Origin of the sequence: Pantoea sp. Morm, assembly GCF_016643525.1 — a bacterium.
Classification (GTDB): Bacteria; Pseudomonadota; Gammaproteobacteria; order Enterobacterales; family Enterobacteriaceae; genus Pantoea; species Pantoea dispersa.
The window spans coordinates 38,358-52,944 of the sequence record NZ_VOQX01000018.1 but is presented as its reverse complement, the minus strand read 5'-3'; the positions used below and the strand labels follow the sequence as shown (position 1 = coordinate 52,944).

The 14,587-nt window shown below is 57.8% G+C and carries 15 protein-coding genes and 1 other annotated feature; of the genes, 4 read left to right on the top strand and 11 right to left on the bottom strand.

The features are described from left to right. Window positions 1-10 precede the first annotated feature (10 nt). The 3 genes from FT726_RS08890 to tal all read right to left on the bottom strand — a co-directional run bounded on the left by FT726_RS08890 (window position 11) and on the right by tal (window position 3,100). On the bottom strand, window positions 11-1,321 hold the full coding sequence (locus FT726_RS08890; protein WP_288424706.1) for an MFS transporter: 1,311 nt from the start codon (window positions 1,319-1,321) through the stop codon (window positions 11-13). A 113-nt stretch (window positions 1,322-1,434) separates the two neighbouring features. Beyond that, window positions 1,435-2,022 (bottom strand): molybdopterin adenylyltransferase, encoded by a 588-nt coding sequence (gene mog, locus FT726_RS08885; protein ID WP_058771520.1) that lies wholly within the window; start codon window positions 2,020-2,022, stop codon window positions 1,435-1,437. 124 nt (window positions 2,023-2,146) lie between these two features. Further along, window positions 2,147-3,100: a transaldolase gene (gene tal / locus FT726_RS08880; protein ID WP_058757131.1), complete on the bottom strand. Its 954-nt coding sequence runs from the start codon at window positions 3,098-3,100 to the stop codon at window positions 2,147-2,149. A 212-nt stretch (window positions 3,101-3,312) separates the two neighbouring features. Between tal and yaaA the strand changes: the two genes are divergently transcribed. Then, complete coding sequence (gene yaaA / locus FT726_RS08875) at window positions 3,313-4,086, top strand: peroxide stress protein YaaA (RefSeq protein ID WP_058757132.1); 774 nt, start codon at window positions 3,313-3,315, stop codon at window positions 4,084-4,086. A gap of 119 nt (window positions 4,087-4,205) precedes the next feature. Here yaaA and thrC read toward each other — a convergent pair whose 3' ends face one another. From thrC to FT726_RS08850, 5 genes are all read right to left on the bottom strand, one after another. After that, the gene (gene thrC, locus FT726_RS08870) at window positions 4,206-5,489 is read right to left on the bottom strand and encodes a threonine synthase (protein ID WP_264442008.1); all 1,284 of its coding nucleotides are present in this window, start codon (window positions 5,487-5,489) and stop codon (window positions 4,206-4,208) included. Window positions 5,490-5,492: 3 nt separating this feature from the next. After that, a complete protein-coding gene (gene thrB, locus FT726_RS08865) occupies window positions 5,493-6,422 on the bottom strand; it encodes a homoserine kinase (RefSeq protein WP_141496455.1) in 930 nt (309 codons plus the stop codon). A 2-nt stretch (window positions 6,423-6,424) separates the two neighbouring features. Beyond that, a complete protein-coding gene (thrA, locus tag FT726_RS08860; RefSeq protein WP_346302680.1) occupies window positions 6,425-8,887 on the bottom strand; it encodes a bifunctional aspartate kinase/homoserine dehydrogenase I in 2,463 nt (820 codons plus the stop codon). Window positions 8,888-8,913: 26 nt separating this feature from the next. Continuing rightward, window positions 8,914-9,037 (bottom strand) — a sequence feature (Thr leader region). After that, window positions 8,973-9,044, bottom strand: coding sequence for a thr operon leader peptide (gene thrL, locus FT726_RS08855; RefSeq protein ID WP_128601299.1), 72 nt, complete (start codon window positions 9,042-9,044; stop codon window positions 8,973-8,975). It overlaps the preceding feature by 65 nt. 171 nt (window positions 9,045-9,215) lie before the next feature. Continuing rightward, window positions 9,216-9,935 (bottom strand): tRNA/rRNA methyltransferase, encoded by a 720-nt coding sequence (locus FT726_RS08850; protein WP_031279901.1) that lies wholly within the window; start codon window positions 9,933-9,935, stop codon window positions 9,216-9,218. A 609-nt stretch (window positions 9,936-10,544) separates the two neighbouring features. Here FT726_RS08850 and arcA point away from each other — a divergent pair. Continuing rightward, entirely contained in the window at window positions 10,545-11,261 is a 717-nt protein-coding gene (arcA, locus tag FT726_RS08845; RefSeq protein WP_021508652.1) for a two-component system response regulator ArcA, read from the top strand. Window positions 11,262-11,311: 50 nt separating this feature from the next. On the opposite strand, the gene creA is transcribed toward arcA, so the two are convergent. Continuing rightward, window positions 11,312-11,785, bottom strand: a complete 474-nt coding sequence (gene creA, locus FT726_RS08840) for a protein CreA (protein ID WP_022548913.1) — start codon at window positions 11,783-11,785, stop codon at window positions 11,312-11,314. Window positions 11,786-11,978: 193 nt separating this feature from the next. Here creA and robA point away from each other — a divergent pair, with 193 nt between their 5' ends. Then, a complete protein-coding gene (gene robA / locus FT726_RS08835) occupies window positions 11,979-12,854 on the top strand; it encodes an MDR efflux pump AcrAB transcriptional activator RobA (RefSeq protein ID WP_021508651.1) in 876 nt (291 codons plus the stop codon). A gap of 166 nt (window positions 12,855-13,020) precedes the next feature. Here the strand turns inward: robA and gpmB are convergent, their stop codons facing one another. After that, entirely contained in the window at window positions 13,021-13,668 is a 648-nt protein-coding gene (gene gpmB / locus FT726_RS08830) for a 2,3-diphosphoglycerate-dependent phosphoglycerate mutase GpmB (RefSeq protein ID WP_021508687.1), read from the bottom strand. Between the two features lie 51 nt (window positions 13,669-13,719). Between gpmB and yjjX the strand changes: the two genes are divergently transcribed. Then, on the top strand, window positions 13,720-14,238 hold the full coding sequence (gene yjjX / locus FT726_RS08825; protein ID WP_159377895.1) for an inosine/xanthosine triphosphatase: 519 nt from the start codon (window positions 13,720-13,722) through the stop codon (window positions 14,236-14,238). On the opposite strand, the gene trpR is transcribed toward yjjX, so the two are convergent. Continuing rightward, a complete protein-coding gene (gene trpR, locus FT726_RS08820; RefSeq protein ID WP_021508685.1) occupies window positions 14,239-14,547 on the bottom strand; it encodes a trp operon repressor in 309 nt (102 codons plus the stop codon). Between the last annotated feature and the right edge of the window lie 40 nt (window positions 14,548-14,587).

Genomic DNA, 14,587 nt, shown 5'->3' with positions numbered 1-14,587 from the left:
CGCGCTGTCATTACGATGAATGCAGCGAAACATCCAGCTGCGCATTAGCCTGGCGGCTGTCATGCCATAACCACAGCGCCACCAGCATACCGATCAGCGCCAGCGCCAGCACGTACCATGCCGGCGCCATCGGCGTCAGCGACATCATCAGCGTCACGCTGATCGGCGTCAGGCCGCCAAAGATGGCGTACGACACGTTGTAAGAGAAGGAAATGCCGGTGAAGCGCACCGCCGCTGGAAACGCCCGCACCATAACAAACGGCACCACGCCGACCACGCCCACGCTCAGTCCCGCCAGACCGTACCAGATGAACAGCATCTGCGGCGTGCCGCCAAGCTGCTGGAAAAAGCTCCAGCTGCACAGCGCCAGCAGCAGCGAACCAATCAGTAAGGTACGCGCCGCACCGTAGCGATCGACGATCCAGCCCGCCAGCACGCAGCCGCTCAGCAGCATCACGGTCGCGAAACTGTTGGCCTGCAGACTGAGCGCCGCCGGCACGCCATGCTGTTTCTGCATCAGCGTCGGCGCCATCAGGATCACCACCACAATACAGGCTGATAATAGCCAGGTAAGCAGCATCGACACCGCAATGCCGCGCTTATGGCTGGCGAGGATGGTCTGTAGCGGCAGCTTTTCCGCCAGCGCTTTGCGCTGCTGCATCTGACGAAATACCGGGGTTTCATGCAGCCAGCGACGCAGATACATCGCCAGCAGGCCAAACAGGCCGCCGAGGAAGAAAGGAATGCGCCAGCCGTGATCGCGTATCGCCGCCGGCGAGAGCGAAGTATTCAGCACCGTCGCCACCAGCGAACCGAGCAGAATGCCAGCGGTTAAGCCTGCAGTCAGCGTGCCGCAGGCAAAGCCGATGCGCTTCTCCGGCACATGCTCCGCAACAAACACCCACGCGCCCGGCACCTCACCGCCTATGGCCGCGCCCTGCAATACGCGCATCAGCAGCATCAGTAACGGTGCGGCAATGCCAATGCTGGCGTAGGTGGGCAGCGCGCCCATCGCCAGCGTCGGCAGCGCCATCAGCAGAATACTCAGGCTGAACATCTTCTTGCGCCCGACTTTGTCGCCAAAGTGCGCCATGATGATGCCGCCCAGCGGGCGCGCCAGATAACCAGCGGCGAAGATGGCAAATGTCTGCACCTGACGCAGCCATTCCGGAATGTCTGGCGGAAAGAACAGCTCGCCAATCACCGCAGCAAAGAAGACGAAGATGATAAAATCGTAGAATTCCAGCGCCCCGCCCAGGGCAGCCAGCGCCAGGGTTTTGTAGTCCTGGCGGTTGAGTCGACGCGTTGTCAGCGAATCCATAAGAGTGCGGTATCCAGAGGCCATGTCAATATAGTTGTAAAGCTGCGGTTACTATACCGTCAATATTTTGCCACACCAGTCACTCTGCATTTTATGCCTGAAAACGGCAATTTTCAGACGTTTGTCTCACGCCGTGCGCTTTTCGGGCGAAAAGCTGCTACCACCTCCGGGTGGGTTTCGACGTAAGGCCCTTCCAGCAGCTGTAAACAATAGGGTACAGCCGCGAAAATCCCTGGCACTTTCACCGTACCGTCATCCGCTTTCAACCCTTCCAGCGTCTCTTTAATCGATTTCGGCTGTCCTGGCAGATTGAGGATCAGCGACTGCTTGCGGATCACGCCCACCTGGCGTGACAGAATCGCGGTCGGCACAAACTGCAGGCTGATCTGCCGCATCTGCTCGCCAAAGCCGGGCATCTCGCGGTCGGCTACCGCTAAGGTCGCATCCGGCGTGACGTCGCGCCGGGCCGGACCGGTACCGCCGGTGGTCAGCACCAGGTGGCAAAAACGTTCGTCGACCAGCTCGCAAATCGCCTGCTCAATCATCGGCTGTTCATCCGGAACCAGGCGGGTTTCAATCTCAAACGGTGTCGCCAGCGCAGCGCTAAGCCAGCTTTCCAGCGCCGGAATGCCCTGATCCTGATAGATGCCGTTAGCGGCCCGATCGGACACGGAAATTAAGCCAATACGTAAAGTATCCATAGAGTTATCGCTGTGTTGACCGCGGGGCGGTGAGAAAAAGGGGAATGGCAGAAAGGATAATACAAAGCATCAGCGAGGGAAACGCGAAAACCGTGGCGACCGGCAGCCGCCACGGCACATCACCTTACAGCAGTTCGGCGATCATCTTCTCAAGTTTGCCCTGGTCGATGGCAAAGTTGCGGATACCTTCGGCCAGTTTGGTCACCGCCATTGGATCCTGGTTGTGCTGCCACAGGAATTCCGCTTCGGTCATTTTAGCCGGACGCGCTTTCACTTCGCCGCTGTAGCTCAGTTTACGCTCTACGCTGCCTTCGCTCTCGGCCAGCTCTTTCAGCAGGCCCGGAGAGATAGTCAGGCGGTCGCAACCGGCCAGCTCGATGATTTCGCCGACGTTACGGAAGCTGGCGCCCATCACCACGGTTTCATAGCCGTGCTGCTTGTAGTAGTTGTAGATTTCAGACACGGATACCACGCCTGGATCTTCATGCGCTGCGTACTCTTTCTTGTCGGTGTTCTGCTTGTACCAGTCGAGGATACGGCCAACAAATGGCGAAATCAGGAACACGCCCGCTTCGGCACAGGCACGCGCCTGGGCGAAGGAGAACAGCAGCGTCAGGTTACAGTTGATGCCTTCTTTCTCCAGCTGCTCCGCCGCGCGGATGCCCTGCCAGGTTGAGGCCAGTTTGATCAGGATACGATCGTTGCTGATGCCGGCATCGTTGTACAGTTTGATCAGGCTGCGTGCTTTCGCGATGCTCGCTTCGGTGTCGTAAGAGAGACGCGCGTCAACTTCAGTAGAGATACGTCCCGGGATCAGTTTGAGAATTTCCAGACCAATGTTGACGGCCAGCTTGTCAGAAACCAACGCCAGCTGCTCTTCTTTGTTGCTGCTCTGCTGACGTGCCCAGCTAATGGCTTCGTCAATCAGTTTGCGGTATTCAGGGATTTGCGCAGCGTTGAGGATCAAAGAAGGGTTAGTGGTGGCATCCTGCGGTTGGTAGAGTTTCATTGCCGCGATATCACCGGTGTCGGCGACCACAGTAGTCAGCTGACGCAAGGAAGTAAGTTTGTCCGTCATGGTTCTCTTTTCTCTTAAGTTGACTGTCAGGGTGTAAAAGGCTGTTGCGATAATATCACGCAGGCTAAGCGGCGCAACATCGCCGCGTGCCCTTTACGATAGCGCTAACAAATGGGAGCGATTTGCCGATCTGTGCAGCTTTTTTGCTACACTCGTCGCGACATTTTTCCCATCCATCCCCTGAATACAGCGGGTCAACGAGGACAGACACAATGCTGATGGTTATCTCGCCAGCCAAGACACTGGATTATGAAAGCCCGCTGGCAACCTCAAGGTTTACCCAACCGGCGCTGTTAGAAAAATCACAGCAGCTGATTGACGTGGCGCGCGATCTTTCCCCGGCGCAAATCGCTTCGCTGATGGGCATCAGCGACAAACTGGCGCACCTCAACGCCGACCGTTTCAGCCAGTGGCAGCCGCCCTTCTCACCCGATAATGCGCGGCAGGCAATTCTGGCCTTCAAAGGTGATGTTTATACCGGTTTGCAGGCAGAGACCTTCAGCGAAGCCGACTTTGATTTTGCCCAAAAACACCTGCGCATGCTTTCGGGCCTGTATGGCCTGCTGCGCCCGCTGGATTTGATGCAGCCGTACCGCTTAGAGATGGGCATCAAACTGGCGAATCCGGCCGGCAAAGATCTCTACAGCTTCTGGGGCGACCTGCTGACGCAAAAGCTCAACGACGCGCTGGCGGAACAGGGCGATGACGTGCTGATCAACCTCGCCTCCGATGAGTATTTCAAAGCCATCAAGCCGAAACAGCTGAATGCCGAGCTGGTTAAGCCAGTGTTCCTCGATGAGAAAAACGGTAAGTTCAAGGTGATCAGTTTCTACGCCAAGAAGGCGCGTGGCCTGATGAGCCGTTACGTGATTGAGAAGCGCCTGACGAAACCGACGCAGCTGAAGAAGTTTGATGTTGACGGTTATTTCTTTGATGCGGCGGAGAGTAAGGGTAACGAGCTGGTATTTAAGCGCCGCGAGCAATAACGCCAGTTTCACCTGAATCGTAGCGGCGCAAATTAATGCGCGTCTGTTAAAAACCCGCGCGTTAAATCGCGCCGCCAGAAAAATGCATAACGGGCCGATGTGACCGGCCCGTAAGATATTTACTTCAGCAAAAACGCCCGCAGCGCGGCGAAATCCGCCGTCATGGCATGCGACAGCAGCGGCAAATCGGCGCGCGCGGCCAGCGCTTCCGGCAGCGGCAGCGGCTGGCCGAGAATCTCTTCCACGCTCTCCTTAAACTTCGCCGGATGCGCGGTGCCGAGGAACAGGCCAAACTCCCCTTCCTGCAGCTGATCGCGCAGCAGACGATAGGCAATCGCCGCGTGCGGTTCTGACAGGTAACCCAGCTCTGCCAGCTCGCGCATGGTGGCTTTGGTGGTCTCATCCGACACCGCGCCGTAGGCCAGATCGGTCAGGCGCCAGGTTTTGCGGCGGAACAGCTCTTCCACACGCGGCCAGTTGTTAGGCTGGCTGACATCCATCGCGTTCGACAGCGTTGCCACGGTCGCGTTCGGCTGCCACTGACCGTCGGCAAGGAAGCGCGGCACGGTATCGTTGGCGTTGGTCGCGGCGATAAAGCGCTTGATCGGCAGACCGAGCGATTTCGCCAGCAGGCCGGCCGTGAGATCGCCAAAGTTGCCGCTTGGCACTGACACCACCAGCTGATTACGTTTCTCCTGCGGCAGCTGCGCCACCGCCTCGAAGTAATAGCAAATCTGTGCCAGCAGACGGCTGATATTGATGGAGTTAGCCGAGTTCAGGCCGATGGCTTTTTTCAGCTCTTCGTCATCAAACGCCTGCTTAACCAGCGCCTGACAGGCATCGAAGTCGCCATCGATCGCGATGGTTTCGATGTTACCGCCCAGCGTACAGAACAGCTTCTCCTGCAGCGGACTGATTTTGCCCTGCGGATAGAGGATGACCACGCGCACGTTTTCCATGCCGTAGAATGCGTGCGCCACCGCTGCACCGGTATCGCCGGAGGTCGCAGTCAGAATGGTGATCTGCTCATCCGCGCCAGACACGTATGACAGCATCTGCGCCATAAAGCGCCCGCCGAAATCTTTAAACGCCAGTGTCGGACCGTGGAACAGTTCGAGACAGGCCACATCGTCGCTCACCTGGCTCACCGGTGCCGGGAAAGCAAAGGCGTTCTTCACGCGCTCGGCCAGCTGGTGCGCGGCAATTTCATCGCCGATGTAAGCAGAGAGAATCTTGCTGCTGCGGCTGACGAAATCCATCTCCAGCATCGCATCAATGTCGGTCAGCTCGAATTCCGGCAGTTCCAGCGGGAAAAACAGCCCCTGCTGCGAGCCGAGGCCCTGTTTCACGGCCTGCGCGAAGCTAACCTGCTCGTTGTGATCCTTAAGGTTGTAGAGTTTCATGCGTTATCCCAGTTTACGTGCGCCAGCCGTATCAAGACGGCAGATATGGACGAAGCCTTCCTCATTCTGCAGATAGTGCTGGCTCAGCCAGTCCGCCATCCGCTGTGCCGTTGCCATCTCGTTGCAAACGGCGAAAAGTGTCGGGCCAGAGCCCGAAATACCGCAGGCCAGCGCGCCAATGTCGCTGGCCGCCTGACGCGCCTCCGCAAAGCCCGGCAGCAGTTTGGTGCGATACGGCTCGGCGATCACATCCTGCATCAGTTTAGCCGCCAGCAGCGGCTGACGGGTGTGGCAGGCGTGAATAAAGCCGGCCAGCAGACGACCATGTTTGATGGCATCCTGCTTGCGATACTGCGCCGGCAGAATGGCGCGTGCTTCCGCCGTGGAGACTTTGATGCCCGGATAAGCCATTACCCACAGCCAGTCATCAAAGCACGGCACCTCCTGGCTGATGATCCCGTTCTCTTCAATCATCAGCTGTACGCCGCCGAGGAAGCACGGCGCGACGTTGTCATAGTGCACGCTGCCGGAGATGCGCCCTTCCAGCTCGCCCATCAGCGCCAGCAGCTCGGTATCGTTAAGCGGCTGGCCGCAGAACTCATTCATCGCCATCAGGCCGGCCACCACCGAGCAGGCGCTGGAACCGAGGCCTGAACCAATCGGCATGTTTTTCTCCAGCGTCATCGCCACCGGAACGTCTTTACCAATCGCCTGGCAGAAACGCTGCCAGCACTGGTAAACGATGTTTTCCTGCGGATCGGCGGGCAGTTTGCTGACAAAGCGCCCTTTATTCTGCAGGCTAAACTGGTCTGCCGCTTCGACCGACACGCAGTCGCCCAGCAGCGAGCCATCCACCGGCGAAACCGCCGCGCCCAGCACATCAAAGCCGACGCTGACGTTACCTATCGAGGCCGGTGCATAAATTTTTACCATCATTAAACTCCCAACTTCCACGTCAGCGTGCGCAGCAAATCGGCAAACACACCCGCCGCGGTGACATCATTCCCCGCGCCATATCCGCGCAGAACCAGCGGGATCGGCTGATAATAGCGGCTGTAAAACGCCAGTGCGTTCTCGCCGTTTTTCACTTTGTACAGCGGATCGTTGCCGTCCACCGCATCGATTTTAACTTTGCAGGCGCCGCCCTCTTCAATCGCGCCGACGAAGCGTAACACTTTACCCTCATCACGCGCTTTGGCAACGCGCGCGGCAAAGGCGTTGTCCAGCTCCGGCAGCCGCGCCATAAACTGATCGACGTCGGCGATGTCCGTCAGGCTGGCGGGCAGCAGCGGCTCGATATCGATGTCGCTCAGCTCCAGCTGATGACCCGCCTCACGCGCCAGAATCAGCAGCTTGCGCGCCACGTCAGTGCCGGACAGATCGTCACGCGGATCCGGCTCGGTAAAGCCCAGTTCGCGCGCCATGCGGGTGGCTTCGGACAGCGTTACGCCCTCATCCAGCTTGCCAAAGATAAACGACAGCGAGCCCGACAGGATGCCGGAGAATTTGATCAGCTCATCGCCGGCGTTCAGCAGGTTCTGCAGGTTTTCAATCACCGGCAGACCGGCACCGACGTTGGTGTCGTAGAGGAACTTACGGCGCGATTTCGCCGCCGCCGCACGCATCTGCTGGTAGTAATTCCACGACGAGGTGTTGGCCTTCTTATTCGGCGTGACCACGTGGAAACCTTCGGCGAGGAAGTCTGCGTACTGATCGGCCACCGCCTGGCTGGAGGTACAGTCGACGATCACCGGGTTGAGCAGATGGTACTCTTTCACCAGACGAATCAGCCGGCCGAGGTTAAACGGCTCTTTGGCTTCCGCCAGAGCCGCCTTCCAGTTGCTGAGGTCGATGCCGTGCACGTTGGTCAGCAGCGCATGCGAGTTGGCGATGCCGCACACGCGCAGATCGATATGCTTGCCCTTCAGCCACGCCTGCTGACGGTGCAGTTGCTCAAGCAGCGCGCCGCCGACGCCGCCGACGCCCACCACAAACACTTCGATCACCTGATCGGTGGCGAACAGCATCTGATGCACCACGCGCACGCCGGTGGTGACGTCATCGTTGCTGACCACGACGGAGATGGAGCGCTCAGAGGAGCCCTGAGCAATCGCCACGATATTGATGTTGGCGCGTGCCAGCGCCGAGAAGAATTTAGCGGAGATGCCGCGCAGCGTGCGCATGCCGTCGCCCACCACCGAAATCACCGCCAGCTGCTCCAGCACGTCGAGCGGATCGAGCAGGCCATCTTTCAGTTCGAGGTAGAATTCCTCTTCCAGCACGCGACGCGCGCGCGCCTGCTCGCTCTGCGGCACGCAGAAGCTGATGCTGTATTCGGAGGAGGATTGGGTAATCAGCACCACGGAAATGCCGGTGCGCGACATCGCGGCAAACACGCGCGCCGCCATGCCCACCATGCCTTTCATGCCCGGACCGGAGACGTTGAACATCGCCATGTGATTCAGATTAGTGATGCCTTTTACCGGATTTTCATCCACTTCGCCTTCGCCGCCAATCAGAGTGCCTGGCGCCTGAGGATTGGCGGTATTTTTGATCAAGCACGGAATCTGGAACTGGGCAATCGGCGCGATGGTGCGCGGGTGCAGCACTTTGGCGCCAAAGTAGGAGAGCTCCATCGCTTCCTGATAAGACATCGACTTCAGCAGACGCGCATCCGGCACCTGACGCGGATCGCAGGTGTAAACGCCATCGACATCGGTCCAGATTTCACAGCAGTCCGCGCGCAGACACGCCGCCAGCACGGCCGCTGAGTAGTCGGAGCCGTTGCGCCCCAGCACCACCAGCTCGCCCTTCTCATTGCCGGCGGTGAAGCCCGCCATCAGGATCATGTGGTCGGTCGGGATCTGGCTGGCCGCGATACGCCGGGTGGATTCGGCGATATCCACGGTCGATTCAAGATAGTGGCCCACCGCCAGCAGTTTCTCGACCGGATCGACCACCGTCACTTTGTGGCCGCGCGCCTGCAGCAGCGCTTCCATGATGGCAATCGACAGCTTCTCACCGCGACAGATAATGGCGGCGTTCACGGCATCCGGGCACTGCCCCAGCAGGCTGATGCCGTGCAGCACCTGTTTCAGCTGGGCAAACTCCAGCTCAACGCGGGTTTTCAGGCCATCGTAATCGAAACCAGGCTGAGCGTCGGTCAGCCCCTGCAGCAGTTCGGCAAAAATGCGTTCGGCATCGCTGATATTCGGCAGCGCATCCTGGCCGCTGATGGTTTTCTCAATCATCGCTACCAGATGATTGGTGATTTTCGCCGGCGCAGAGAGCACGGTGGCAACCTGTCCCTGTTGCGCATTGCTTTCCAGAATATCTGCCACGCGGAGAAAACGTTCCGCATTGGCTACCGAGGTTCCGCCGAATTTCAGCACTCGCATGATTGAAGCTCTCCTGAATTTTTGCCGAAAAAAAAGCCCGCACTGTTGAGGTGCGGGCTTCTTTCTTTTGTTTTTCCTGTATGCGTCAGCCCGCACCGTTACCTGTGGTAATGGTGGTGGTAATAATAATGGTGGTGTTCAGGCTGTGGTTACGCATTGAGATTTTTTCTGTCTGTCTTTGTCTTGTCCGTCTGCCTTCCAGAAGTAAAGCAAAGCGCACGTTAAGTCAACGAATTTGTCTTTGCACCCGAATAGTGCTGCTGCGCAGTGCTGCGCCGCAGACGCCGAATCGGATTGCGATCGTTCAGGCAGCGTCACAGACGCCCGATCACTCACTGTCCGGAGCCGGTTTTCCCGAGCAATTATCTATAAGTTTTTTTTCTACGTCGTGCAGCAAACGGTGCAGCATGGCGCTGTCGCGCTGCTCAAGCAGACCGATGCGCTGATCGATCCAGTCCGCCAGCTTGGCATCATTGCTGACTTCCAGCGTCACCAGCAGTTGATGAAAACGCTGACGCAGCGCCTGCAGCTGCTGCGCGTTAGCCGCCTCAACCGGCGCGGCTGCCACCTGATGCAGCGCCGACAGCTGATAGCAGTACACCATCACCGCCTGGCCGAGATTCAGCGAAGGATAGTCCTGCGCCATCGGAATGCCGGTCAGCAGATCGACCTGTTCCAGCTCCTCATTAGTCAGCCCGCTGTCTTCACGGCCAAACACCAGCGCGATGCGGTTCAGCCACTGACGCTTCTCCTGCAGGATGGTTTCGACCTGCGCCGGCGTGGCGTAATAGCGAAACTTCGCCCGGCTGCGGGCGGTCGTGGCCACGGAAAAATCGACATCCGCCAGCGCAGCGCTCAGCGTGTCATAGGTTTTCACATGGTCAAGAATCTCACCGGCGCCGTGGGCCACTCGCCGCGCGGCCGGATCCTGCCAGGCGTCACTGGCGACAATACGCAACTCGCTAAATCCCATGGTTTTCATGGCGCGGGCGGCCGCGCCGATATTCTCCGGGCGAGCGGGTGAGACAAGGATCAAGGGGAAATGCATGATTTTTCCATCGAACGGTTAATAACCCGACCTATGTTGGCATGCAGGCGACAAAATACCAACCGCACGGGCCTGAGAAAATAAGATGTTAAGGATGTTAAAACAGGGCAAAAATGCCGGGCAGGCGTAATTATGCGTAATAAGCAAAATTTATGCGCTAAACCCATATTAAAACATTATTTTTCATGCAATTAAAAAGTTATTACCTGCAGGTTTTACTTTTGCGCTGATGCAGCTGAAATGTAGCGAAAATGCTGCTTTTTGTGAGCTAAGCTGGCATTCCAGTAGAAGTTTTTCATAAAAGTGTTAACGTGCTACACTTGCATTTGATATAAGTCAACGAAGCGTTGTTTTTATGCTTATCGGTTGTTGTTGGTGCTGTTAGGTTGCTGTTAATACGGTTAGGATAAGCGCCAGTCCGATACCCACGGGGCACGCAAATATTCATCCTGACTGGCTGAGCTAACACTGAAGTTGACGTAGATGGATGGTGTATTCCGAAGATCATTTCGTACACCGGTTGCGAACGGCCCACTGTTCAGTGGAACAGTTATGGCAACCGCCGTACGCCCTGTTTTCGATTTGTTGGCAAATTTTAGGTAGCGAAACATGCAGACCCCGCACATTCTTATCGTTGAAGACGAACTGGTCACGCGTAACACCCTCAAAAGTATTTTTGAGGCCGAAGGTTACGTGGTCTATGAAGCCACCGACGGCGCCGAGATGCATCAGGTTTTGACCGATAACGACGTCAATCTGGTGATTATGGATATCAACCTGCCGGGCAAAAACGGTTTGCTGCTGGCGCGTGAATTGCGCGAACAGGCTAACGTCGCCCTGATGTTCCTCACTGGCCGTGATAATGAAGTGGATAAAATCCTCGGTCTGGAGATCGGTGCCGACGACTACATCACCAAGCCGTTCAACCCGCGTGAGCTGACGATTCGTGCGCGCAACCTGCTGTCGCGTACCATGAATCTGGCGATGCCGAGCGAAGAGCGCCGTCAGGTCGAGAGCTATCGCTTCAACGGCTGGGAACTGGATATTAACAGCCGCTCGCTGATCAGCCCGAACGGCGATCAGTACAAGCTGCCGCGCAGTGAGTTCCGCGCCATGCTGCACTTCTGTGAAAATCCGGGCAAAATCCAGACGCGAGCTGACCTGCTGAAGAAGATGACCGGTCGCGAGCTGAAGCCGCATGACCGCACGGTGGATGTCACCATTCGCCGCATCCGCAAACACTTTGAGTCGACGCCGGATACGCCGGAAATCATCGCCACTATCCACGGCGAAGGCTACCGCTTCTGCGGCGAGCTGCAGGATTAAGCGTCCGTCGCGAAACAAAAAAACGCCCGTCAGGGCGTTTTTTTATCGGCTCAGTGCCACGGCATAATCGGCACCGCGCTCAGCGCATTTTTCGGTGAGCCATCGACCACTTTATCCGAATAGCTCAGGTACACCAGCGCATGACGTTTCTGGTCAAAGAAGCGCACTACCTGCAGCTTTTTAAACACCAGTGAAGTGCGTTTGCGGAACACCACTTCACCCTGCGCCTTGCCCTGCGCGATTTTATCGCTAAGCTCTATCGGTCCCACCTGCTGACAGGAGATGGCCGCGTCGGAAGTATCTTCCGCCAGACCCAGTCCGCCCTTAATACCGCCGGTTTTCGCCCGGCTGATATAACAGGTTACATTTTTAACGTCGGGGTCGTCGAAGGCTTCCACCACGATCTTATGATCGGGGCCAAACATCTTGAATACGGTGTCAACGGAGCCGATCTCCTCGGCCAGCACGCTCTGACTCAACATAAATGTTGCCAGCGTGACTATAAGATTGCGAGCTATTGTCATTGAGTTACCATTGCAAACGGAATAGATGTGAATGTAATGTACTGTTAATCGAACCGAGAACCAAACCTAACGGGTTTCAACCCGCATTGATGTAGCACAGTTAACTGGCAAACCACCCCCGCGCCGTTGTGCAATTCGTGCTACTATTCGGTGACTTCATCGTTGCGCCACCAGAGAGTTATGAGGATGTTTTATGGACCAAGCCGGTATCATTCGCGATTTGCTTGTCTGGCTGGAAAGCCATCTGGATCAACCCCTTTCGCTCGATAACGTTGCGCTAAAAGCGGGCTATTCCAAGTGGCACCTGCAGCGAATGTTCAAGGAAGTTACTGGCCACGCCATCGGCGCGTATATCCGCGCCCGCCGGCTGTCCAAGGCCGCCGTCGCGCTGCGTCTCACCAGCCGGCCAATCCTCGACATTGCGCTGCAGTATCGCTTCGATTCGCAGCAAACCTTTACCCGCGCGTTTAAAAAGCAGTTCAATCAGACACCTGCGTGGTATCGCCGCTCGTCGGAGTGGAATTCGTACGGCATTCGCCCGCCGATTCGTCTCGATGATTACCCGATGCCGCAAGCGCAGTTCGTCACGCTGCCGGAAACGGTGCTGGTGGGGCAAACGCAAAGCTATACCTGTACGCTGGAGCAGATCTCCAGCTACCGCGACGAGATGCGCATTCACTTCTGGAAGCAGTTCCTGCTGGAGACCGATACCGTGCCGCCGGTGCTGTACGGCCTGCATCAGGTACGCGCCAGCCATGAGAAGGATGATGAGCAGGAGATTCTGTACACCACGGCGGTGCCGGCCGACCAGCAGGCGCTGAGCATGCAGTCAAACCAGAGCGTGATTCTGGAAGCCGGGGATTATGTGCAGTTCAGCTATCAGGGACCGCGCACTGCGCTGCAGGAGTTTATTCTGTTGCTGTACGGCACCTGTATGCCGACCCTCGGCCTGGTGCGCCGTCAGGGCCAGGATATTGAGCGTTTCTATACGCACGGTGGCAAGAAGCGCAGCGAGCCGCCAATGGAGATTCGCTGCGAATATCTGATTCCAATTCGTCCGCAGCAGTAACGGGCGTTGCCGAAGGTCGCCATGAATGGCGACCCTACAGAAAATTCACCGTTTGTCGCCGATGCGCATTGCCCGTGCACCCCGTAGGGTGCGCATTGATGCGCACCGATACGCGATCATTGATACGCACCGATACGCGGTCATTCTGCGCCATGCGCTACCGCGCTTAACGCTGCAGCTCATCCAGCGCCGGGGCATCCAGATGCGACACATCCCCGGCCGTCTCCACCACCCAGCCGGCGGCGAGCCAGGCGCTTTGCTGATGATCGACACGCGAAATCGAGCAGTTACGCAGACGCAAACGGCGCTCCGCATGGGCCGGCAGCCCGAGAATGGTACTCACCAGCACGCCCAGCGCCATGCCGTGGCTCACCAGCAGCGGGCGGCTACCCGCCGGCAGATCGAGACAGGCATTGAGCGCGGCATGCATGCGCGTCGCCATCTCCTCCATCGACTCGCCGCCCGGAATCCGGCCGCCTTCGGTGCCATCCACCAGCGCTTTACGCCAGCTCTCCTCTTCCGCCGTCAGGCCGTCGAGCGGACGCTGCTCCAGACAGCCCATATTGAGCTCGCGCAGGCGGGCATCGAGCGTCACCGTACAACCACAGGCATCAGCGATAATCTCCGCGGTGCGCCGGGTACGTCCTAAATCGCTGGCAATCACGTGAGTAATGCCCAGCGATTTCACGCGCTCGCCCACCTGATGCGCCTGCTGCTCACCTTTATCCGTCAGCGGACTGTCGGACTGCCCCTGAATGCGTCGGGCCGCATTCCAAACCGTTTCACCGTGACGAACAAGATAGACCTGTAACATGCTTAATTTCCGTTATACTGCGACAAATTTGTCTTGAGGGTTCAGGTAATTATGTACCATGTTGTCGCAGCCACCATCAATCCGGCAAAAATCCGCGCAATTGCTCAGGCGTTCAACGACGTTTTCGGCGAAGGATCCTGCCATATTGAAGGGGTCGAGGTCGAGAGCGGCGTCGCCGCGCAGCCCTTAAGCGATGCCGAAACGCGAACTGGCGCACGCCAGCGTGTGGCGAACGCGCGTCATGTGCGGCCACAGGCGGATTACTGGGTGGCGATTGAAGCGGGCATCGAGGGCGACTGCGCCTTTGCCTGGATGGTGGTGGAGAATGCGCAGCAGCGCGGCGAATCCCGCTCCGCCAGCTTTACGCTGCCGCCGGTGGTGATGACCGGCCTGGCCGCCGGACGCGAACTCGGTGACGAGATGGCGCGCTTAACCGGCGTGGAGAATATCAAACACAAGGGCGGTGCGATTGGCGCCTTCACCCACGGCCTGCTGAGCCGCTCCAGCGTCTATCATCAGGCCCTGATTCTGGCGCTCTGTCCGTTCACTCACCCGCTGTATCAGCAGTAATCAGCTGCGCCCGAGGCGCGCTTCCAGCCAGCGTTTCAGCTCGGGCGGCGCCTCTTTCAGGCTATTGGATCCGCGGGTGATGGTGGCAATCCCGACGCCCAATTCGTTTTTCAGCTCGCGCTGACTGATATCACCGTTGATCAACGCTTCGATAATGCGCAGGCGCGTGCCTAAGGCTTCGCGCTCATCCGGCGTCATCATCAGCTGCAGCAGTGGCAGCGCTACGTCATCGGAAAACGCGTTGTGCATCAGGTCGATGAAACGCAGCCAGTTGTCTTCAACCGGCTGCGGGGAAAGGGGTTGGCTCATGAAGGCTTCCGTACTCATTAACGAGTACGGAAGCATAACA